The following is a 19,404-nucleotide window of genomic DNA, read 5'->3' as shown; positions in this document are numbered from 1 at the left end:
CCAGCATCGCACGGGTCCCGCGTCGTGGATGCCTTGGGACCCGGTGCAAGCGGGTAAACTCGCCCACGGATCCCCGCCATTGAAAGGACTTGATCATGCAGCAGCAGTTTGCCCCTGATAATCACGCAGCAGGGCTGCCGTCATGAGGCTTTCCATCCTTGATCAGGTTCCGCTCACCGAGCATGCCACTACCGTGAGAGATGCCTTGTCCAGCGGCCTGCAATTGGCGCAGGATGCCGAAGCACTGGGCTACCATCGCATCTGGTTTGCCGAGCACCACCATTCCAAGTCCTTCGCCAGCGCCGCCCCTGAAATGATGACCGCACTGGCGCTGGAACGTACCTCCCGCATCCGGGTTGGCACCGGAGCCATCCTCTTGCCCTACTACCAGGCGCAGAAGGTCATCGAAGCCATGGGCCTGCTGGCCGCTGTGCATCCGGACCGGGTGGATATCGGCGTGGGCCGCGCTGCGCTATCCGACCCGTACTACGCGCAGAAGATCGCCGCGCTCGTGCAAGACCTTGATGCAGTCCACGAAGCCTCGGACACTGAGCCGGCAGGCCGGGTCTGGGTGCTGGGCGCTGGCGGTTCCACCGCTCCCCTGCCCGGAACGCTCGGCGCTGGCTACGTGCACGGCCACTTCCTGCGGCCTGCCGGTGGCGAGCCTGCCACCCGCGCCTACCGCGAGGCCGCGGCCAACTCCGGGCACGCCGCCCATACCGTGCTGGCGGTTCGCTTCGCCACCGCTGACACCGAGGAGAAGGCCCAAGCCTTGGCCAACGCGCTCTTGCTGTGGCGTGTGCGCAAGGATCTCGGACACGATGGACCAATCCCCTCGACCGCAACGGCAGCGAACTACGAGTGGAACGCGCAAGAACGTGCCATGGCTACGGAACGCAGCCATGCGCTGATCGTGGGCACTCCTGAGAAGGTCCGCGATGAGCTGCTGGCATTGGCGCAGTCCCACGGTGCCGATGAACTGATGCTCAACACCCTGGTCAGCGACCCGGCAGACCGGCTGCAGTCCTATCGCCTGCTCGCAGAGTGCTTTAACGCCTAGCTCTCAGGGGTGCACCTCGCCAACTCCAATGCGCTGGCTCGCTTACTGCTTGAGCACGTAAGTGTTCAGATCATCGAGCGTTTGCTGCATGTGGCTGTCCATGGATTGGCGGGCTTGTGTACTGTCGCCCTGCCGAAGCGCGGCAAGGATCTGCTCATGTTCCGCTATTGCATGCTTCTGAATCTGCTCGAATGCGCTGGTTTCGCGCCTGCGTGAAGAAAGGACGCGGCCCAGCGGCTCATAGAGCGCCGAAACGAAAACATTGCCCGAAGCCCGCAGGATCACATCATGGAATTCCAAGTCGGCTTCGACAAACCCATCCAAATCCGCAGATGCATGGGCAGCACGCATGGCATCAAGCAGTTCGCCCATCGTTGCCAGCTGCCCTTCGGTGATCCGTGAGGCAGCCAGTTCGCAGGCGCCGGTCTCCAGCATCCGGCGCAACTCGATCAGCTGCACAGCGGCCGCGGCGGCACCCACGCCGGCGGTCGTGGCACGAACGACAGCCTCCAGTGAATTCCACATATTGATCGGATTCACAAACGTTCCACGGCCTCGCTCGACGCGGATAATGTTCTGCGCCGCCAGCGTCTTGATCGCCTCGCGGACCGTCATCCGGCTGACGTCCAAGGTTTCACAAAGTTCCAGCTCGCCAGGAATCAACTCGTCAACCGGCAGTTCACCGCTGACTATGCGGTCCAACACGCTGTCCGCTACCTCTACGACCAGTGACTTCCGGGCCACGATTCCTCCATCCCCGGGACTGCTCATCCCGCCAAAGACCTGTCTAGTCTATGTCCCGCAGGCAGTTGCAGCAGACCACGATCCGTGTAAAACTATTCGTCATGACAGATGTCTGACATCTTACCTATGATGCAGATGTGGTGCCCAATGACGAAGGAGTCCTTGACCATGCTTGAGTCCGAGTTGCTCGCCGGATATCTCCCGGAGCGCGAAATCGCGCCCGCGAAGATTGCCGAGACGGCGCGTTCCACCGGCAGCGTGCTGGTGGTCCTGGATGACGACCCGACCGGAACCCAGTCCGTGAGCAACCTGCCGGTGCTCACTCGTTGGGACGTCGAGGATTTCCGCTGGGCTTTCGACCTGCAACTGGATGGCGAACGCCCATTGGCCGTCTACGTGCTGACTAACACGCGTTCCCTGGATGCCGCCGATGCCGCACTGCGCAATGAGCAGGTAGCCCGGGCTGCCCTGCAGGCAGCTGCAGAAGCCGGCCTCTCGGTATCCTTCGTCAGCCGCAGCGATTCCACCCTGCGCGGGCATTTCCCGCTGGAAACCGACACCTTGGCGGCCACCACGGCGTCCGTTGATCCGTCTTCCTCGGTAGATGCAGTGCTGATGGTTCCCGCCTTCGGCGAAGCCGGGCGTATCACCGTTGCCGGCGAGCACTACATGCGCACCACCGACGGCCAGGTCGCCAAGGTCAGCGAGACTGAATTCGCCAAGGATGCCACCTTCGGCTTCAGCACCAGCTACCTGCCTGACTACGTCGCCGAGAAGACCGGCGGGCGCATCGCGCCCGAGGACGTGATGATCCTGGACTTGGACACCATCCGCTCCGGCGCCGCAGCCATCGCCGGCCGATTGGCCGAAGCATCCAACGCCCAGGTGGCCACCGCGGATATCGTCACCGAAAACGACTTGCTGGCCTTGGCCGAAGGCCTGCAGCAGGCCGAAGCGTCCGGAACCCGCGTGCTGTACCGCGTGGGCCCGCCATTCATGCGCGCCCGCATCGGGCAGGAAAAGCGCCAGCCGCTCACCGCAGACGAGATCTACGCCGAGAACGGTGCCGAGCAGCGCACCGCCGGCGGGCTGATCGTCGTGGGCTCCCACGTGGGCGTGACCACCCGCCAGCTGGCCGACCTGACCGGCCAGCATTCGAATGCCACGGTCATCGAGCTGGATGTCCCGGCCATCCTCGCCGAAGGGGCCGAGGCCTACCTGGCAGGCAAGGCCGAGCAGATCGGTGCCGCCTTGGCCACCCAGGATGTCATTGTGCACACCTCGCGCAAGCTGGTGAAAACCGACGACGCGGCGCAATCGCTGGACATCGCCCGCACCGTGAGCGCCGCGGTGGTTTCGGTGGTCAACCAGATCCTGCACGCTACTCCCCCGCGTTTCGTCATCGCCAAGGGCGGGATCACTTCTTCGGATGTCGCCGCGCATGGCCTGGAAATCCGCCATGCGATCGTGCGCGGACCGATGCTCCCGGGCATTGTCTCGCTCTGGGAATCGGTGGACGGGCCTGCAGCCGGCATCCCCTACATCGTCTTCGCCGGCAATGTGGGCGATGACGGTTCGCTGACTGCCGTCACCGCCAAGCTGAGCGCCACTTTCTAACCATCTTTACTACTCCTTGGAGATTTCAATGAGCACCACTACAGTTGCAGTCCTCGGCCTGGGCGCCATGGGCCTGCCCATGGCCACCCGCTTGGCCACCGAGCTTCAGGTCAACGGATTCGACATCTCGGCTGAACGCATGGAACTGGCCAGCAACGCGGGCATCGCCACCTTTGCTTCCGCCCGCGAAGCGGTCACCGGCGCCGATGCGCTGCTGCTGGCCGTGCGCAATGGCGAGCAGCTGGACGCCGTGCTTTTCGGCGAGCAGGGCGTGGCCGGGCAGCTGAAGGCCGGCGCGGTGGTCATCCTGACCTCCACCGTTGGCTTGGACGCGGTACCTGCCACCGCCAAGCGCCTGGCCGAACTGGGCGTCGGCCTGGTGGATGCGCCGCTGTCCGGCGGCCCGGTGCGCGCCGGCGAAGGCGACCTGCTGATCGTGGTCGGCGCCGAGCCGGCGGAACTGGCCAAGGTCCGCAACGTGCTGGACCTGCTGGCTTCCACCCTGAGCATCGTGGGCGACAAGCCGGGCGATGGCCAGGCGCTGAAGACTGTGAACCAGCTGCTGTGCGGCGTGCACATCGCAGCCGCCGCCGAGGCCCTGGCCCTGGCCGGCAAGCTCGGCCTTGACCAGACCACCACCCTCGAAGCGCTGCAGGCCGGCGCCGCGAATTCCTTCATGCTCGGCAACCGCGGCCCGCGCATGCTCGAAGCCTACAGCGAGGACGGCGCCGAGGTGCTCTCGCGCCTGGACATCTTCGTGAAGGACATGGGCATCGTGACCAGCGCGGCCCGTTCCCTGCACCTGTCCACCCCGGTGGCCTCCGCGGCCGAGCAGCTCTACCTGCTGGGCGAAGCCCACGAGCTGGCCGCCGCCGACGATTCAGCAGTCATCAAGGCAGTGGCCCCGAAGGCTGCCCAGTAAAGTCATCAGCGCGCGGGTTCGACACCCGCGCACTGCGTCAAAGGAGACGACACAACCCATGAGCCCGCTAATGCTCGTACTGATTGCAGTGGCCGGAGTGGCCCTGCTGCTGCTCGGCGTCATCAAATTCAAGATGCCCGCTTTCATCGTCCTGCTGCTGGTCAGCATCCTCGTGGCCTTGGCTGCCGGTATCCCGATCCAGGAGGTGGCCGGCCTGGTCACCGAGGGCATGGGTGGCACGCTGGGCAGCGTCGCCGTCCTGGTGGGCTTGGGCGCCATGCTCGGCAAGGTCATCGAGATCTCCGGCGGAGCCCAGGTGCTCTCCACCCGCTTCACCGCGCTCTTCGGCCCACGCCGGGTGATCGCTGCGCTGACCACCGCTGCCTTCCTGCTGGCCATCCCGGTCTTCTTCGACGTGGGCTTCATCGTGCTGGTGCCGATCATCTACGGCTTCGCCAAGGCATTGGGCGTCTCCCCGGTGAAGATCGGCCTGCCGGTCGGCGCGATCATGCTGGCCATCCACGTGGTGGTTCCTCCTCATCCAGGCGTGGTCGGCGGTGCCGAGATCCTCGGCGCCGACATCGGCTGGGCCACCATCCTGGGCTTGGCTTTCTGTGCCCCGCTAGGCGTGCTGAGCTACTTCGCGGCCAAGCGGATCAACCGCCGCGAGATCCCGATGCTGGCCGAAACCGCCGAGCAGTTCGAATCCTTCGGCGCAGGTTCCAGCGATGACGGTGCAGTGGCCACCAAGACCAAGGCCCCGACCTCCTCCATGGTCATTTCCATGATCCTGCTGCCGATCGTGATGATCATGCTCGGCACCGTGGGAGGCTCCCTGGTCCCCGCAGAATCCACTGCGGCGAACGTCCTGGGCTTCATCGGCTCTCCATCCATCGCACTGCTGGTCACCGTGCTGGTGTCCTACTACCTGCTGGGCGTGCGAAGCGGCTGGACCAGCGAGCAGACCGGCAAGGTCATGGACTCGGCGCTGGCCCCGGCGGCCATCGTGATCCTGGTAACCGGCGCCGGCGGCGTGTTCGGCAAGGTGCTCACCGAATCGGGCATCGGCACCGTGCTGGCCGAATCCCTGGCCGAGGCCGGGCTGCCGGTCATCGTCATGGCATTCGTCCTGGCCGCGATCCTGCGCGTCTCGCAGGGATCCGCCACCGTCGCAATCATCACCACCACCGGCCTGCTGGCCACAGCCGTGGAAGCCGGCGGCTACTCCACCGTGCAGACCGCGCTGATCCTGGCTGCTGTGGGCTTCGGCGCCTTCGGCCTGAGCCACGTGAACGACTCGGGCTTCTGGATTGTCACCCGCTTCCTGGGCCTGTCCGTGGCCGACGGCCTGCGCACCTGGACCGTGCTGACCACCATGCTGGGCGTGGCAGGATTCGCGCTCACCGCCATCACCTACGCCATTATCACCGCTGCAGGAGTGTAATTTCCCGATGCTCACCCCCATGAACCAGATGGTCGCCGAGGCCATTGCCGCCGGACAGGCCGTCCCCGCGTTCACCTGCTACGACTTCACCACCGCGCTGGCAGTGGTCGCCGAAGCCGAAAACCAGGGCCGCGCGGTCATCCTGAATGTCGCGCCGAAGACCGCCGGAAACACCGCGGGACTGCGGCTGATCTCGGCCCTGCGCACCTTGGGCGAGCAGGCAGCCGTGCCGGTAGCGGTCCAACTGGATCATGCCAGCGACGCGCAACTGATTGCCCGCGCCGTGCAGGCCGGCGCCACCGCGGTGCTGGCCGACGGTTCGGCCGGGACGCTGGAGGAGAACATCGCCTTCGTCCAGCAGGTGCGTTCACTGATCGGCCCGCAGGTGGTACTGGAAGCCGAGCTAGGCGCCCTGCCTGGCAACGAGGACAAGGCCTTCGAGCAGTCGGCCTCGCAGCTGACCGATCCGGCCCAGGTGGCCCGCTTCGTCCAGGACAGCGGCGCGCAACTGCTGGCAGTGGCCATCGGCAACGTCCACGGCAGATACAAGGGCGAACCGAAAATCCACTGGGACGTGCTGGAAGCCATCCACGCCGAATCAACGGTTCCGCTGGTACTGCATGGAGCATCGGGCATCGCGCCTGCGGACCTCTCGCGTTCCATTTCCTTCGGAGTGGGCAAGGTCAACTTGAACACCGAGTTGCGCACTGCGACGCTGGCCGCACTGGCCGGGCAGGTGGAAGCCCGCCGCGCCGACGGACAGAATGTGCTGGGCTTGATGGGCGACTGGGAGCAAGCGGTCACCGAGGTCTCCTCGGCGACCTTCAACTCCTTGAGAGCCAAATAGATTGCTGCCATTGAAAGCCGCGGCGAAGGAACTCCCTTGTTCCGGCGCCGCGGCCTTCGGCGTATCCGGCTGCGGCAGAGCCAACGGCCGGGGACAATGCTATCGCTTCGCTTCGCGCCGCGCTTCCTGGCTCAAGGTCATCACGAAATCATCGATGTCAGTGTGCTCGAGTTTGGTACATCGGCCAGCGTCGATATCCACGGCGCCGGCAAGGACGGGCTCGCGCAGGACTGCAAGCCTGATCTCATGTTCTTGCTTCCGGCGCTCGGTCAGAACAACATTTCGAATTTGCATGATGAGCTCCTCCTGATCCTTCCAAGCTACAGATAATTGGCATATTAGGCCATACCCTGCGACCCGGCTCCTAGCTGGCTCTGGTTCTGAACGAGCACCTGTCAGTTCCCATTTCCCTGCTCGGTTAGAGAAGAGTAGGGTCCGGATTCTGCGCGAACCGCAGGGAAACTCCTCAGTAGCTAATAGGCAGTCTCAACCGACAGCACCTTCAACCCGTCGGCCACCACGCGACCGTCGTGGATGACGGTGCGGTCGGTGCCCCGGTCCATCACGGTGGAGGAAATGCTCTCGCCATCCACCAGCACCAAGTCTGCCCGGTCTCCTGCAGACACCCCCGGGCGGTCCGCCACCGAAGCCAGCCGCGGCACCGCGCGGTCCATGATCGAGGCACCGCCCATGGTGGCCACCGCGAGCGCGTGCTCGATCAGCTCGTCCTTGCGGAATCCGTTGACGAAGGCCAGCTGCCAGGTCCGGTCCAGCAAATCGCAGTTGCCGTAGGGGCTCCAGTAGTCCCGCTGCCCGTCCTCGCCCAGACCGAAGCGCACCCCTGCTTGCACCAAGTCCACCAGCGGCAGATGGCTGGAGGTGCTCGGCGCCACCGAGGTCAGCGAGATGTCCAGGTCGGCGAAGGTCTCGATCAGCCGGCGGCTGGTCGCTTCGTTGATGCTGCCCAGCTCGTAGGCGTGGGACAGGTTGACCCGGCCCTGCATGCCCAGTGCCCGGGTACGTTCGGCAATCAGCTCCGTGGAGAAGACGGCGAGCGCACCGGGCTCATGCAGGTGCACGTCGATATCCACCTGGTACTTCTCGGCCAGCCCGAACACCGTATCGAGGTGGCGGACCGGATCGCGGTCCAGTGCACAGGGGTCGATGCCGCCCATGGCATCCGCACCGGCTTTCAGTGCATCCTCCAGATACTTTTCGGTGCACGGTTCGCGCAGAATCCCGGCCTGGGGGAAGATGATGATCTGCACTTCGGCCTCGTTGGAGAACTTCTCCTTCGCGGCCACCACTGCCTCGTATTTCTCCAGCTTGGAATCCACATCCACCTGGGCGAAGGAACGCACCCGGGTGGTGCCGCGGGCGATCATCCGTTCCAGGGTTCCGGCAACGCGCTCGGGCAGCGGAATTTCGGCATCCCGCCAGTTTTCGCGGTCGTTGCTCATCATTCCCCACACACCGGGCCGGCCGGTGTGCTCGCGGAAGGGCAGGCCGATGCGCGTGGAGTCCAGATGCACGTGCACGTCCGAGAAGGACGGGATCAGGATGCGGCCCCTGCCATCCACATCAGTTGGTTCCGGGATCCGCTGCGGATCATGGGCGGCGATCGAGGTGATCTTGGCGCCCTCGATGAGGATGTCGCTGGGCGCTCCGCCCCAAGGGCGGGCATTGCTGATGAGCATGAAATGAAGTCCTTTGCCCGATTACCGAGTTCTCGTACGAGGGTATCGCACGCCGAGCTGCCCGCCAGCGTCCCTGGGCAGAGCCTCGACCGCCAGTGCTCTTCCGGGCTCATGGCCCTCGTCGCCGCCGCCAATCAGTTCCGGGGGGCTCGATCCGCCGCTAGCAATCCGCGCCCCGGCTGTTTTCTAGTGCCACGACGGCGACCGCCTGAACGGCCTCATCAACGTCAATCCCTCCGCTCAGACTTTGCTCTAAGGGCCCCCTTCGTCCATTGCATCAACTCCACTTCGGCACTCCAGCGCATTGGCCCAATTTCGCCCGCGAAGTACCAGTACTCGCATCCGCAGAAGACTAAGTGATAGTAAGGCGAGTCGTTAACTATCACCTAGGATGCACGAAGCGATGAAGCACAACGACAGCGACGACCGCATTGAGATTCCTGTCCGCTGCTCAGCAAAGCACCACTGGCGCCCGCGGCGAAGGAGAAGTCAGGATTGCGCAAAAAGCGCGTCTGGCAGCATGATCACATCCTGCGCATTCTGGACGACTAGGAGCAACGATTCGACGGGACTCGGTGCACTAAGCCCGGATGCCCATACGACAAGCCTCGGGCCATATGAATGTGATATGACAGTGATAGCCAAGTGGGCCTCACTGCTCACTGGCCAGTCATGGAAGAGTCAAAAGCATGGCCCCTGAACATTCACAGCGAACCCAAACCCCGACTTCCGCCGAGCCCAAGCCGTCACTGTCGACGCGTGTAGGCGGATTCATGCCCGGCATCCTCCTGTGCCTGGTGATGGGCGGCGTGGCACTGGCCGCGGCGAAGCTCATCCCCGGGATGAGCGCGCTGCTGATTGCCATCCTGCTCGGCGCGCTGTGGCGCAACCTGGCACCGGTGCCCGCAGTCTTCGCGCAGGGCGTGGCGTTCTCCGCGAAGAAGCTGCTGCGCGCCGGCATCGTGCTGCTGGGCTTCCAGCTCTCGCTCGGCGCCATCCTGGCCCTGGGCCCGGGCGTGCTGGCCATCGTGGTGCTCTGCGTGGGCGTGACCTTCCTGGCCACCGTGTGGATCGGCGGGCGCATGGGCATTGAACTGCCCCAGCGCCTGCTGATCGCCGCCGGCTTCTCCATCTGCGGCGCGGCCGCGGTGGCCGGCGCAGAGGGCGCAACCCGCGCCAAGCAGGACCAAGTGGCCACGGCCATCGGCCTGGTGGTGCTCTTCGGCACCTTGATGATCCCGCTGACCCCGGCACTGGGTGCGCTGCTGGGCCTGGACGAAACCAGCACCGGTGTGCTGATCGGCGCGTCCACCCACGAAGTGGCCCAGGTCGTGGCCGCCGGCGGTGCCGTGGGCGCCACCGCGCTGGGCGTGGCCGTGACGGTCAAGCTGGCACGCGTGGTCATGCTCGCGCCGATTATGGCTGGCCTGACTCTCTACATGAGCCGCAAGCACCATATCGAGGGCGGCAAGCGCCCGCCGATCATCCCGCTGTTCGTGGCATTGTTCCTGGTCGCCATGCTGATCCGCACCACCGGCATCCTGCCCGAGTCGCTGCTGCAGCTGGCCTCCACCGCGCAGACCGTGCTGCTGGCCGCGGCGATGTTCGCCCTGGGCCTGGGCGTGCACCTGAAGTCGATCGTGAAATCCGGTGGCCGCTCGCTGGTCCTGGCGCTGCTGTCCACGCTGGTCATCCTGGTCATCGCGGTGGTCGGCGCGCTGCTCTACCGCCCGCTGTAAGCGGCAAGCCAACCAGCCGTTCCGCTCGCGGGGAACGGTTCTGATCTTCGAAGCTGGAATCGGCCGAACTACAACTAGATAACCTGCTCCAGACAGGCAAATGGCGGACCTTCAAGGGTCCGCCATTGGCCGTTCCAGCTACTCGTCGTCCGCTTCGCCTGGCAGACGCTCCTGCTCGGGCAAGCTGTCCCACATAGAGGTATCGATGGTTTCCACGGAACCGTCGGCTACCGCCTTGATAGTGCTTTCCAAGGTCAGGATGGTTTGCTGACGCAGGTAGCCATTCGACTTCTGCCCCAGCACATAATCCGGATTGCTGTGGTCGCTCATTCCGCGCATTTCGAAGAGCAGCGTGGAAATGCCGTATTCAGCCGCGATGCCATTACGCGCAATGGTGTTCGCGGTTCCTCCCACGTACTTGCCCAAATGGCCCCAACCGGTCCGGTCCACATTCTGGTAGACCACTGCGCCCAGCCGCTTGGAGCCTTCACGGACTTCTTCAGAGACATCCGGAGTTGTCGGGTAGAGGATCGAGCCGGAAACCAGCTTGCCGTCCACCGCCGAGCGAGCGCCCTGGTGGTGCAGGTCGATCATGTAGTCGATGTCGTAAGTGGAGAGCACGTTGTTGTGCAGCGCCTGGATTTCAGGTTGGGTCTTGGCGACGTGGTCCCGGTTGATATCCTGGTTATTCGCGTTGTAACGAGTCAGGTGGCGGTCACCCGAAGCGATGTAGTCATCGAGCGGGAAATCCACATCTCCCATGGCGCCATCCGGGTTCAGCATCGGCACAATCAGGATGTTGACGTTCTCCAGCACGCCCTTCATCCGGCCGCTGCCCAGGTGCTTGATGACTTCCAGAGTTCCCTCGGTGGTCAGCTGCTCGTTGCCGTGCTGCTGGGTGAGGAACATGATCGTCGGGTTGTCCGGGTCGGAGAGGTATTTGGCAAGAAACAGATCGCGCCCCTTGACCGATTGGCCGATGACTTCAAGTTCCATCGCCGGCTGCTTGGCATCCTGCTTTTGAAGTTCGGCGGCCATCGATTCGTGCGTGTGCAGGATCGAGGTGTTGATGGTTTCGTTTCCGTTGAAATCGGGTCCGTTGCCCACGGCGTTGGCCGGGACCAGCCCCAAGCCGAGAAACAGTGCCGAGCCAGCAACGATGCAGGTGCCCTTTTTCAGCATCCGGACGGGGAACTGCCTTGAATCATTCTTCATTGAATCTCCAGTGTCTTCCTGTGATGGGGTGGGGGTGGAATCTTGGGTCATGCAGGCGATACGCGCCGTTTCCGGCATCAACTTCCGATGAAGAAGTAGCCGCCGTTCAGTCCATCCACCATGATGCGGTAGGACTTTCCTTCCAGCTTCGCTTCGATCACCCAGTTGGGTTTCCAGACCTTGGCGACACTGCTCGTTTCGCGGATTCCACCGCGCCAGGCCAGCCGGGCACGGCGCAGCACCGCGGTGGACAGCAAAGCCTTGGCCCGCTCGCGCGCAGTGTCGAAATCGATGGTGTTCCACTTCGGATCCGCCACGAGGTCCATTCGCTGGCCAGCTTGGGCGTCCTGGACTTGCCACGGGTCGGTGACAAAGGCCTTGCCCGAGTAGTAGTCCACCAAAGCATGCGCTTGCGCGATTCGCCCGGCCAGTTGCGGAACCTCGAAGACGAACCCCGCGAAGGGGTGATGCCGCAGCTTGGCCGACGTGACCGCCAGCCCCGGCGCCTTGGCGGCGAGGATGCGCTGCGCATCCTGGCCATCGACCAGCGTGCGCAGCACAAGTTCACTCATGGCGACCCGCCATTTCAGCCTGGCTGGCCAGCAGGGCGTCCTGGTCTATGAGCATCTTCTTCGGAATCGGCCCGATCTTCGCGGTCTCATCCAGCGCCCGTCCGATATGTTCCGGCACCGGATGCGACTTCTGGCTGGCTAGGCTGCCAATAATCATCGCTGCGGTGGATGCCAGAATGCCGGTGACCATCGGATCGATGCCCGTAGCGTCCGGGGCCCCGGAAACCTGCCAGAGCACCGAAACCAAGGTGCCGGCGATCATCGAAGAAATGGCCCCAACAGCGTTGGCCTTCTTCCACCACACTGCGCAGATGTAGGAAGGAACGAAAGCGCTGCCCAGCACGGTGGTGGAGAAGATGACCACGGCGGCGACAGCGGGCGGGTCAAAGGCGGCAATGGCATAGCCGATGATCGCCAGGGCCAATACAGTGATCCGGGAGACCCAGACCATCTGCGCATCGTTCATCTTCCTGTTGATGAACCGGGCGTAAATGTCCTGACTGGCAATGGTTCCCGCCTGCAGCAGCAGCGCATCGGCGGTGGACATGATCGCTGCCATGATGGCAGCCATGACAATGCCCACGGCAAAGGTCGGCAACACGGCATCGGCGACCTCGAAAATTGCGGTTTCAGGGTTGGCCAGGTTCGGCAGCAGAATCAGCGCGAACATGCCCACGAGGTAGGGGCCGGGGATGAACAGGAGGTTGAAGATCAATGAGTAGACACCTGCGGTGCGTGCTACCGATGGCTTTTTCATGGCCATATGGCTGACCACCACGTGCGGCCACCCCATGTAGCCGATCGAGAAGACCAGCAGCGCTCCGAGGATGACTCCCCATTGGCCCTGGTAGCCCAGGTCCGCTCCCCACATGGTCAGCAGGTTCGGGTTGATCTCGCCCACTGCCTCGTTGCCTTTGGTGAAACCGCCGACTGCCATCAGCGTGGCAACCAGGATCCAGACCATGCCCACCACCATGATGATGGCCTGCACGAAGTCGGTGTAGGCCACAGCCAGGTAGCCTCCGAGGAAGGTGTAGAGGACAATCACGCCGATGGCGATGGCCAGGGCCACCGGGAAGGAGACTCCGGAGACCATCTCCAGTCCGCGGCCGCCGGCGATGAACTGCGCGAGGACGTAGAAGAACATGCAGAACAGCGCCACGGGAGCGGCGATGAGCCGGATCCACTTCGAGGGGTAGCGGTGCTCCAGGTACTCGATGGATGTGATGGATCCCAGGATTTGGGACAGCTTGCGCATGCGCCGGCCAAGGACCGAGAGGTTCAAGATGCCGCCGCCCAGGTCGCCCAGCGCGTACCACATGCTGAAATAGCCCTGGGTATAACCCATGGATCCAGCACCAATGAACATGTAGCCGGACATGGATGAGCTTTGCAGGCGAAGTGCGGTGACTCCCGGGCCGAGGCTGCGTCCGCCCAGCAGAAAGCCCTCGGCATCCTGCTTGCCGCGCTTCATCGCCCAAACGCCGATGCCTGCCATGGCGACGAAATAGATGACCAGGAACAGGATCTCGAAGCTCATCGCTGCTCCTCCGCATCCTCATGCTTCCAGCCGCGGCTGAGCCACAGGAAAACTCCGGTATAGATCACCCAGAGGGCCGGAACCCCGATGATGACCATGGTCGTGAACGCCGGAAGTCCAAACATCGACGCATTCCCCCTAAAAGCCAAACACTCTGTATTGTGTGAAGCGAATCACTATAGATCCATGTGATTGACAGTTTTGCATAGCTGGAGGCCGATCAACAGTGACACTTGTCGGGAAAACACGCGATGTCCGGACAGACTGTCCGGAGCAGTCGATTGCCACTATGGAACAGCTGCTCCAGCTGCCCGCAGTACTGGCCGGCAATCCGCAGGTCTTTGCCGATCAGTCGTCATTGAACCGTCACATTGGTTGGGTCCACGTGCTGGAGAACTCGGATCCGAGGACCTACCTGCGCGGCCAGGAACTGGTGCTGACCACTGGCATCGGGTGGGGTCCAGAAACCTGCTTCGAGAAGTACGTGGCCGAATTGGTCGAGCTGGAATCCGCCGGCCTGCTGCTAGAGCTCGGCAACCATTGCCCCGCAGTTCCGGCGGCGCTCATCCAGTCCTGCAAAGAGCATTGCTTCCCGCTGGTGGCATTGCACGAACCAGTGGCTTTTGTGGAGATCACCGAGGCACTGCACCAGCTGCTCTTCTCCTCCCAGACCCGGCGCATCGAGGCCGGCGGCGAGGTCACCGCCCATTTCACCGCGCTGATGCAGCTCGGCGCTCCGGCCGAAACCATACTCCGGGACTGCGCCAGGCTGCTGAATGCCACGGTGGTGCTGGAGGATTCAGGCTACAACGTGCTGCGCCATGCCAGCGCCGTTCCGGTGCCCGTGGACTTCTTCGAGCACTGGCAAGACCGTTCCCGCAGCTTGCACGTGACAGGCAATGCTGGACGCCAGGTGATCCCGGTGCAGATCCATGGCAGGCATTTCGGTTCTTTGATCGCCCCGGACACTGCCACTCATCCGGCAGGATCCCTGCATGTACTGACAATGGCGGGCATTGCGCTGGGCACCGAGCTCCTGCGCAAACAGGAACCTGCCTCGTTGGCTTTCGATACGGCCTGCGAACTGCTTGACGACCTGATGCTGCGAAAGGACGCGGACTCGGACCTGCTCGCCGGGAAATTCGAAGCCTCCGGGTTCCCGGTGCGCCACCGGCAGCTGCGTGGTTTCGCGATCCCGCTGGCCTCGTGCGCCGACCTGAGAGCAGCAGCCAGGCAGATCGAGCGCACTATCGGCAAGGATCTGCGTCCGGTGATCGGTGCCCGGAATGCGCCCGCGTCCAAGCTCTTCGGCTTCTTCTCCGCTATCCCCGGCAAACTGCCGCCAGACTGGCCCCAGACCTTGCACCTGGATGAGGTGGCCGGATATTTTGACGGACCGCTCTATCTGGGTGCGGCCGTCAATGACTTCGGCCTGCTTGCAGATTCCATCAGGCAAGCCATCGGCGGATGCGAACTGTCCCTGGCTGCGAACCAGCCTGTTGTGCTGGCCGAGGAGTATCCACTGGCACTGCTTGCCCATGAACTGCGCCATGAACCGGCAATGCAGCGCCTGCCGCAGCAGGTGCTCGCGCCAATCCTGGCCTTGGATCCTGCCCGGCGCACCGAATGCCTGAGGGTCCTGAAGGCCTATTTGGCTTCACCGACCAACCGATCCCAGGCGGCTACCCGTTGCCAGCTCTCCCGGTCGGTGTTTTACCAGCGGCTCGGACTACTCGAATCCCTGCTGGACATGGATCTGAATGATGCCCAATCCTTGACCGTCCTGTCGCTGGGCCTGGCCGTCTACCAGCAGAACGTGTCAGCTTGAGTCCCCGGTCTGCCGGCCACAAGAAGACCCCCTGGCACAGAAAGCCAGCCACGTCGCGATGGCAACGTGGCTGGCTTCCAGGAATTGCCGCCGCTAGCGCAGCACGACGGTGCGCGAGCCGCTGAGGAAGACACGGTCTTCGCAGTGCCAGCGCACCGCGTCGGACAGCGCCTTGCACTCGGTGTCGCGGCCGGCGGCCACCAGATGCTCGGGCTCGAAGCTGTGGTCCACTTCCTGGACCCGCTGGGTGATGATCGGGCCCTCGTCCAGCTCGGAATTCACGTAGTGCGCGGTGGCGCCCACGGTCTTCACGCCGCGCTCGAACGCCTGGTGGTAGGGCTTGGCGCCCTTGAAGGAGGGCAGGAATGAGTGGTGGATGTTGATGGCCCGGCCGGTGAGCTTGCGGCTGAGGTCATCGGAGAGCACCTGCATGTAGCGGGCGAGGACCACCAGATCCACCTCGAAGCGCTCCACCAGGTCCATCAGCTTGGACTCGGCCTCGGGCTTCGTCTCAGCGGTGACCGGAATATGGAAGAACGGGATCCCGTTCCACTCGACCTGCTGGCGGTGATCGGGGTGGTTGGAGACAACTGCCGCGATCTCCACCGGCAGCTCCCCCATCCGGGCGCGGAACAGCAAGTCGTGAAGGCAGTGGCCGAACTTGGAGACCATCACCACCACGCGCTTCTTCTGGCCCGTCGGGCGCAGCCCCCAGGTAGCCTCGTGCTCTTCGGCAAGCTGGCCGAGGCTCGCTTCGAGCTCCGCGACCTCCGCGGCAATTTCCTTCGACTCGGCGACTTCGAACTCGATGCGCATGAACAGCGTTCCCGAACGCTGGTCATCATGCTGCTTCAGCTCCCGGATATCGCCGTGGTGCTTGAGCAGCAGACCGGTGACCGCATGCACGATGCCCGGGCGCTCGGCGCAGGTGAGGGTCAGGACGTATTTGTTGTTCGGTTCGGTCATCGTGCCGCTCCTTGGTTTCGCCGAGATGGCTATAGCTTCGCCATGGCTCGTGTGGTTTTCAGATGAAAGGAATACGGTCGCGCAATGCGCCCGCTTGCCCGCGTTGCCCCGCGGAATCCGGGCCGCCAGGCCAGGGGTTTTCCTGCCGGGTATCCGCGCCTTGCACTGTCCTTCAAAGTGGATGCTGGCATGCCCGGCATCCCTCGGACAGTGTCTGATATATCAGTTGCTGATCACAATACTATGTGTGCCCCAGCACAGCGTCAATGACTTTTCCTGCCGTATTTCTGCAGGGTTCCAAACAGGTTTTCAGCTCTGTTGCCGACCGGCGGGGCACGGCGTATTAGGCGCATTTGTGCGGGATAAGCGCCCAATTCGGAGCCGGGGCGATACTCTTTGTGTGTCGGCAAATGATTTTTGAGCAATGAAGAGAGCGATATGCCAAGGCCCACAGGATTGACCAGCACCGCCACGGAGCAAGGCTCGATGGCCGATCGCGCCTACAACGCACTTCGCGACCGGCTGGTGCTGCTGGAAATCGCGCCGACCCATCCGATCCACGAGCCGCAGCTGGCTGAGGAGCTCGGCGTCGGGCGCACCCCGATGCGCGAAGCACTCAAGCGCTTGGAAACCGACCACCTGGTCGTGTCCTATCCGCGTCGCGGCACCTTCGCCACGGCCGTGGATTTCCACGAGCTGAACTACATCTCCGAGATGCGCCAGGTGCTCGAGCCGCTGGCCGCCCGCAACGCGGCGGCCAACAAGGACCCGCTGATCCGCGAGGAGCTGGCCGGCTACCTGCAGCAGATCGATGCCTTGGACCCTGCGCTGGACCAGCGTTCGCTGCTGCTGCTCGATGTGCACATCCACCGGCTCATCTACAAGGCCGCGGCCAACAAGCATCTGGAGGAAACCCTGGTGCGCCTGGATAACCTGGTGACCCGGATCTGGTGCCTGGTCATCGACCAGATGCCGCCCATCGCCGAGCACATTTCCGAGCATTCAGCCCTGTTGCGCGCCATCCTCGACGGCGACGCGGAGCTGGCCTCGCGGCTGGTCTCCGAGCATGTGGACCACTTCGAGCAGGCACTGCGCCGCGCCCCGTAACCGCAGCTCCGGGACGCGGCAGTCACGCTAGCGTCCGGCACCCTCGGGTTCCAGATCCGCATCGGGGTGCTGGCGGACTTCGCGCGCCTCGGCCTGTTGCCCATCGTCCGCCGGCTCATCCACAGGTGCTTCCGGCTCTTCTGCTTCGGCTTCCGGCGCCGAGGCTGCGACAATCGAGTTCTCCCTGGTCATCAGGCAGAACTGTTCGCCCTCGTGGCGGTCGATGCCGTCATCCACTGCCTGTTCCAGCACCTCCATGGCCACCTTGCCGCGCAGCACCAGCGGATCGCGGCTCAGGTCCTTCCACAGCGCCACGCAGAGCAGCAGCATCACCAGCACGAAGGGCAGCGCCGAGACGATCGTGATGTTCTTCAGCCCGTTCAATGCTTCCGCCGGATGGTCCCCGCCGGCCAGCAGCATCACCGCCGCCACCGCGCCTACCGAAACGCCCCAGAAGACCACCGATTTCTTCGACGGGTCCTCGGCACCGCGCTCGCTGAGCGCACCCATCACGATCGATGCCGAGTCCGCCCCGGTAACGAAGAAGATGGCAATCAGCACCACGGTCAGCCCCATCAGCGCAATGGAGAACCATTCGGGGAACGGCAGCGCGCCGAGCAGCTCGAAGAGCACCGAGTCGAAGTCGATGTCAGGTGCCCCGTCCACCATCCTGGCCAGCGCCTGGCCCATGTCCCCGTTGCGCTCGGCCCGCTCCTGCAGGCCGATGGCGCCGCCGCCGAAGATCGCGAACCAGATCAGCGTGACGGTGGAAGGAACCAGCAGCACGCCGGTGACGAACTGGCGGATGCTGCGCCCGCGCGAGATCCGCGCGATGAACAGGCCCACGAACGGGGTCCAGGAAACCCACCATGCCCAGTAGAAGATCGTCCAGGAAGACAGCCAGGCGGCCATGTCCCCGTCGCCGGAGGCAGCGGTCCGCGATGCCATTTCCGGCAGGTCGGCAATGAAGGAACCCACCGCATTGGGGATGACATTCAGGATGAACAGCGTCGGACCGCCAATGAACACCACCAGGGCCAGGATCACCGCAAGCACCATGTTGATATTCGACAGCCACTGGATGCCGCGCTCGATTCCGGACACAGCCGAGGCCACGAACATGGCGGTGAGCACCGCAATGATCAGCACCAGGATCCCCGAACCCACCGAGGGCAGCAGCCCGACGGACTGGATCCCGCCGCCGATCTGCAGCGCACCGAGGCCCAGCGAGCAGGCCGAACCGAAGAGCGTGGCCAAGATGGCAAGGATGTTGATCGTCTTCCCGCCCCAGCCGTGCACCACCTTCTCGCCGAAGATCGAGCTGAACATCGAGGAGAACAGCTGCGGGCGGCCCAGCCGGAAGCTGCTGTAGGCCATGCCCAGCCCGACAATCGCGTACATCGCCCAGGGGAACAGCGTCCAGTGGAACATCGTGGTGCCCATGGCGGTGCCCACCGCTGCCGAGGTCTGCCCGCCCACGGTTTCCGGCGGCGGGGACATGTAGAAGTACAGCGGCTCGCCCACCCCGTAGAAGACCAGCCCGATGCCCATGCCGGTGGCAAACATCATCGAGATCCAGGAGACGGTGCTGAACTGCGGTTTCTCCCCGTCCTTGCCCAGCGGAATGCGGCCAAAGCTCTTGGCCGCGACCACCAGCACGAAGACGGTGAACACCGTCGCGGCGATCACGAAGACCCAGCCGGTATTCGTGATGACCCAGTCCAAGGCCTTTCCTGCCGCGGAGCCCAGTCCGGCGGGCGAGGCGAAGCCCCAGGCGATGAAGGCCAGTGCGAGGACTCCGGCGATGCCGAAGACCCAGTAGTCGGTGCCGGAAGCCAGATACCTTCGAGGGCGGCGCCGGCGAGCCGAGTGCAGCTCGCTGACCAGATCGTTCACGGGTTGCTCAGTGCGTTTCATGTGGATTTCCTTCAATCAAGGCAAGAGGAGGCACGCAGGCAACGGCATGCGGGCGCGCCGAATCAGCCGGGGTCCCGGGGTTGCTCGTTAAATGGTGCCGGGGCCGGCGAGATGGCCTGGCTCAAGGCCAAGGCCGGTAGGCCGCCCGGCGGGCCGGGAATGGTTCCCGGTCCGCCGGGCGGGCAGCGG

Annotated in this window: 18 protein-coding genes; 8 read left to right on the top strand and 10 right to left on the bottom strand. The window is 63.9% G+C overall.

Going from position 1 to position 19,404, the window contains the following annotated elements; all coding sequences use genetic code 11:
- Positions 1-142 precede the first annotated feature (142 nt).
- Positions 143-1,060, top strand: coding sequence for an LLM class flavin-dependent oxidoreductase (locus tag ANI01nite_RS03590; protein ID WP_141356079.1), 918 nt, complete (start codon positions 143-145; stop codon positions 1,058-1,060).
- A gap of 42 nt (positions 1,061-1,102) precedes the next feature.
- On the opposite strand, the gene ANI01nite_RS03585 is transcribed toward ANI01nite_RS03590, so the two are convergent.
- On the bottom strand, positions 1,103-1,804 hold the full coding sequence (locus ANI01nite_RS03585) for a FadR/GntR family transcriptional regulator (protein WP_141356077.1): 702 nt from the start codon (positions 1,802-1,804) through the stop codon (positions 1,103-1,105).
- Between the two features lie 168 nt (positions 1,805-1,972).
- Here ANI01nite_RS03585 and ANI01nite_RS03580 point away from each other — a divergent pair, with 168 nt between their 5' ends.
- From ANI01nite_RS03580 to ANI01nite_RS03565, 4 genes are read left to right on the top strand one after another with little or no spacing between them, the layout of a single operon-like run.
- Complete coding sequence (locus ANI01nite_RS03580; protein ID WP_141356075.1) at positions 1,973-3,421, top strand: four-carbon acid sugar kinase family protein; 1,449 nt, start codon at positions 1,973-1,975, stop codon at positions 3,419-3,421.
- Between the two features lie 28 nt (positions 3,422-3,449).
- A complete protein-coding gene (locus tag ANI01nite_RS03575) occupies positions 3,450-4,343 on the top strand; it encodes an NAD(P)-dependent oxidoreductase (RefSeq protein WP_141356073.1) in 894 nt (297 codons plus the stop codon).
- Between the two features lie 58 nt (positions 4,344-4,401).
- Positions 4,402-5,787, top strand: a complete 1,386-nt coding sequence (locus ANI01nite_RS03570; RefSeq protein WP_141356071.1) for a GntP family transporter — start codon at positions 4,402-4,404, stop codon at positions 5,785-5,787.
- Positions 5,788-5,794: 7 nt separating this feature from the next.
- Complete coding sequence (locus tag ANI01nite_RS03565; RefSeq protein WP_141356069.1) at positions 5,795-6,634, top strand: class II fructose-bisphosphate aldolase; 840 nt, start codon at positions 5,795-5,797, stop codon at positions 6,632-6,634.
- Between the two features lie 99 nt (positions 6,635-6,733).
- Here ANI01nite_RS03565 and ANI01nite_RS03560 read toward each other — a convergent pair whose 3' ends face one another.
- Together ANI01nite_RS03560 and ANI01nite_RS03555 are read right to left on the bottom strand one after the other, a co-directional pair.
- On the bottom strand, positions 6,734-6,928 hold the full coding sequence (locus ANI01nite_RS03560; RefSeq protein ID WP_141356067.1) for a hypothetical protein: 195 nt from the start codon (positions 6,926-6,928) through the stop codon (positions 6,734-6,736).
- Between the two features lie 179 nt (positions 6,929-7,107).
- Positions 7,108-8,331, bottom strand: a complete 1,224-nt coding sequence (locus ANI01nite_RS03555) for an amidohydrolase family protein (RefSeq protein ID WP_141356065.1) — start codon at positions 8,329-8,331, stop codon at positions 7,108-7,110.
- Between the two features lie 689 nt (positions 8,332-9,020).
- Here ANI01nite_RS03555 and ANI01nite_RS03545 point away from each other — a divergent pair.
- Positions 9,021-10,070: a YeiH family protein gene (locus ANI01nite_RS03545; RefSeq protein WP_141356061.1), complete on the top strand. Its 1,050-nt coding sequence runs from the start codon at positions 9,021-9,023 to the stop codon at positions 10,068-10,070.
- A 138-nt stretch (positions 10,071-10,208) separates the two neighbouring features.
- On the opposite strand, the gene ANI01nite_RS03540 is transcribed toward ANI01nite_RS03545, so the two are convergent.
- From ANI01nite_RS03540 to ANI01nite_RS16975, 4 genes are all read right to left on the bottom strand, one after another.
- The gene (locus tag ANI01nite_RS03540) at positions 10,209-11,285 is read right to left on the bottom strand and encodes a M14 family zinc carboxypeptidase (RefSeq protein WP_255314382.1); all 1,077 of its coding nucleotides are present in this window, start codon (positions 11,283-11,285) and stop codon (positions 10,209-10,211) included.
- 77 nt (positions 11,286-11,362) lie between these two features.
- Positions 11,363-11,857: a hypothetical protein gene (locus ANI01nite_RS03535; protein WP_141356059.1), complete on the bottom strand. Its 495-nt coding sequence runs from the start codon at positions 11,855-11,857 to the stop codon at positions 11,363-11,365.
- Entirely contained in the window at positions 11,850-13,397 is a 1,548-nt protein-coding gene (locus ANI01nite_RS03530; protein ID WP_141356057.1) for a sodium/proline symporter, read from the bottom strand. Before ANI01nite_RS03530 ends, ANI01nite_RS03535 begins: the two co-directional genes overlap by 8 nt.
- Positions 13,394-13,522 (bottom strand): hypothetical protein, encoded by a 129-nt coding sequence (locus tag ANI01nite_RS16975; RefSeq protein ID WP_255209574.1) that lies wholly within the window; start codon positions 13,520-13,522, stop codon positions 13,394-13,396. Before ANI01nite_RS16975 ends, ANI01nite_RS03530 begins: the two co-directional genes overlap by 4 nt.
- A gap of 164 nt (positions 13,523-13,686) precedes the next feature.
- Here ANI01nite_RS16975 and ANI01nite_RS03525 point away from each other — a divergent pair, with 164 nt between their 5' ends.
- A complete protein-coding gene (locus tag ANI01nite_RS03525) occupies positions 13,687-15,225 on the top strand; it encodes a PucR family transcriptional regulator (RefSeq protein WP_141356055.1) in 1,539 nt (512 codons plus the stop codon).
- 93 nt (positions 15,226-15,318) lie between these two features.
- Here ANI01nite_RS03525 and purU read toward each other — a convergent pair whose 3' ends face one another.
- Together purU and ANI01nite_RS16640 are read right to left on the bottom strand one after the other, a co-directional pair.
- The gene (purU, locus tag ANI01nite_RS03520; RefSeq protein WP_038992954.1) at positions 15,319-16,191 is read right to left on the bottom strand and encodes a formyltetrahydrofolate deformylase; all 873 of its coding nucleotides are present in this window, start codon (positions 16,189-16,191) and stop codon (positions 15,319-15,321) included.
- 263 nt (positions 16,192-16,454) lie between these two features.
- Entirely contained in the window at positions 16,455-16,664 is a 210-nt protein-coding gene (locus ANI01nite_RS16640; protein ID WP_170214543.1) for a hypothetical protein, read from the bottom strand.
- Here ANI01nite_RS16640 and ANI01nite_RS03515 point away from each other — a divergent pair.
- On the top strand, positions 16,630-17,298 hold the full coding sequence (locus ANI01nite_RS03515; protein WP_141356053.1) for a GntR family transcriptional regulator: 669 nt from the start codon (positions 16,630-16,632) through the stop codon (positions 17,296-17,298). The genes ANI01nite_RS16640 and ANI01nite_RS03515 overlap by 35 nt on opposite strands.
- 27 nt (positions 17,299-17,325) lie before the next feature.
- Here the strand turns inward: ANI01nite_RS03515 and ANI01nite_RS03510 are convergent, their stop codons facing one another.
- Positions 17,326-19,215, bottom strand: coding sequence for a BCCT family transporter (locus tag ANI01nite_RS03510; RefSeq protein ID WP_141356051.1), 1,890 nt, complete (start codon positions 19,213-19,215; stop codon positions 17,326-17,328).
- Positions 19,216-19,404 lie beyond the last annotated feature (189 nt).

The organism is Glutamicibacter nicotianae, assembly GCF_006539525.1.
Taxonomy (GTDB): Bacteria; Actinomycetota; Actinomycetes; order Actinomycetales; family Micrococcaceae; genus Glutamicibacter; species Glutamicibacter nicotianae.
This window is presented reverse-complemented; position numbering and strand designations above follow the sequence as displayed.

Coding starts and splice junctions, on each gene's coding strand:
- ANI01nite_RS03560 (WP_141356067.1), bottom strand. CDS start 6,928: ATGCAAATTCGAAATGTTGTTCTGACCGAGCGCCGGAAGCAAGAACAT.
- purU (WP_038992954.1), bottom strand. CDS start 16,191: ATGACCGAACCGAACAACAAATACGTCCTGACCCTCACCTGCGCCGAG.
- ANI01nite_RS03570 (WP_141356071.1), top strand. CDS start 4,402: ATGAGCCCGCTAATGCTCGTACTGATTGCAGTGGCCGGAGTGGCCCTG.
- ANI01nite_RS03530 (WP_141356057.1), bottom strand. CDS start 13,397: ATGAGCTTCGAGATCCTGTTCCTGGTCATCTATTTCGTCGCCATGGCA.
- ANI01nite_RS03515 (WP_141356053.1), top strand. CDS start 16,630: ATGCCAAGGCCCACAGGATTGACCAGCACCGCCACGGAGCAAGGCTCG.
- ANI01nite_RS03555 (WP_141356065.1), bottom strand. CDS start 8,331: ATGCTCATCAGCAATGCCCGCCCTTGGGGCGGAGCGCCCAGCGACATC.
- ANI01nite_RS03565 (WP_141356069.1), top strand. CDS start 5,795: ATGCTCACCCCCATGAACCAGATGGTCGCCGAGGCCATTGCCGCCGGA.
- ANI01nite_RS03510 (WP_141356051.1), bottom strand. CDS start 19,215: ATGAAACGCACTGAGCAACCCGTGAACGATCTGGTCAGCGAGCTGCAC.
- ANI01nite_RS03545 (WP_141356061.1), top strand. CDS start 9,021: ATGGCCCCTGAACATTCACAGCGAACCCAAACCCCGACTTCCGCCGAG.
- ANI01nite_RS03540 (WP_255314382.1), bottom strand. CDS start 11,285: ATGAAGAATGATTCAAGGCAGTTCCCCGTCCGGATGCTGAAAAAGGGC.
- ANI01nite_RS03590 (WP_141356079.1), top strand. CDS start 143: ATGAGGCTTTCCATCCTTGATCAGGTTCCGCTCACCGAGCATGCCACT.
- ANI01nite_RS03535 (WP_141356059.1), bottom strand. CDS start 11,857: ATGAGTGAACTTGTGCTGCGCACGCTGGTCGATGGCCAGGATGCGCAG.
- ANI01nite_RS16975 (WP_255209574.1), bottom strand. CDS start 13,522: ATGTTTGGACTTCCGGCGTTCACGACCATGGTCATCATCGGGGTTCCG.
- ANI01nite_RS03580 (WP_141356075.1), top strand. CDS start 1,973: ATGCTTGAGTCCGAGTTGCTCGCCGGATATCTCCCGGAGCGCGAAATC.
- ANI01nite_RS03575 (WP_141356073.1), top strand. CDS start 3,450: ATGAGCACCACTACAGTTGCAGTCCTCGGCCTGGGCGCCATGGGCCTG.
- ANI01nite_RS03525 (WP_141356055.1), top strand. CDS start 13,687: ATGGAACAGCTGCTCCAGCTGCCCGCAGTACTGGCCGGCAATCCGCAG.